The organism is Streptomyces sp. NPDC020807, from assembly GCF_040641575.1.
Lineage (GTDB): Bacteria > Actinomycetota > Actinomycetes > Streptomycetales > Streptomycetaceae > Streptomyces.
This window is the reverse complement of sequence record NZ_JBFADU010000053.1, coordinates 4140-5349: the sequence shown is the minus strand read 5'-3', so window position 1 is coordinate 5349 and position 1210 is coordinate 4140. Positions and strand designations below refer to the sequence as shown.

The following is a 1210-nucleotide window of genomic DNA, read 5'->3' as shown; positions in this document are numbered from 1 at the left end:
TTGCTTCAGAACTAACACAGTGGACGCGAGCAACTGAGGACAAGCCCTCGGCCTATTAGTACCGGTCAGCTCCACCCATTACTGGGCTTCCACATCCGGCCTATCAACCCAGTCGTCTACTGGGAGCCTTACCCTCTCAAGGAGGTGGGAATACTCATCTTGAAGCAGGCTTCCCGCTTAGATGCTTTCAGCGGTTATCCCTCCCGAACGTAGCCAACCAGCCATGCCCTTGGCAGGACAACTGGCACACCAGAGGTTCGTCCGTCCCGGTCCTCTCGTACTAGGGACAGCCCTTCTCAATATTCCTACGCGCGCAGCGGATAGGGACCGAACTGTCTCACGACGTTCTAAACCCAGCTCGCGTACCGCTTTAATGGGCGAACAGCCCAACCCTTGGGACCGACTCCAGCCCCAGGATGCGACGAGCCGACATCGAGGTGCCAAACCATCCCGTCGATATGGACTCTTGGGGAAGATCAGCCTGTTATCCCCGGGGTACCTTTTATCCGTTGAGCGACGGCGCTTCCACAAGCCACCGCCGGATCACTAGTCCCGACTTTCGTCCCTGCTCGACCCGTCGGTCTCACAGTCAAGCTCCCTTGTGCACTTACACTCAACACCTGATTGCCAACCAGGCTGAGGGAACCTTTGGGCGCCTCCGTTACCCTTTGGGAGGCAACCGCCCCAGTTAAACTACCCATCAGACACTGTCCCTGATCCGGATCACGGACCGAGGTTAGACATCCAGCACGACCAGAGTGGTATTTCAACGGCGACTCCACCATGACTGGCGTCACGGCTTCAAAGTCTCCCACCTATCCTACACAAGCCGAACCGAACACCAATATCAAACTGTAGTAAAGGTCCCGGGGTCTTTCCGTCCTGCTGCGCGAAACGAGCATCTTTACTCGTAGTGCAATTTCACCGGGCCTATGGTTGAGACAGTCGAGAAGTCGTTACGCCATTCGTGCAGGTCGGAACTTACCCGACAAGGAATTTCGCTACCTTAGGATGGTTATAGTTACCACCGCCGTTTACTGGCGCTTAAGTTCTCAGCTTCGCCCTGTCGAAACAGAGCTAACCGGTCCCCTTAACGTTCCAGCACCGGGCAGGCGTCAGTCCGTATACATCGCCTTACGGCTTCGCACGGACCTGTGTTTTTAGTAAACAGTCGCTTCTCGCTGGTCTCTGCGGCCACCCCCAGCTCAGA

1 rRNA gene (running past one end of the window) is annotated in these 1210 nt (G+C 56.2%); it reads right to left on the bottom strand.

The features are described 5' to 3' along the window. Positions 1–35 precede the first annotated feature (35 nt). A 23S ribosomal RNA gene (locus tag AB0G79_RS33245) occupies positions 36–1210 on the bottom strand (it continues 2116 nt past the right edge of the window).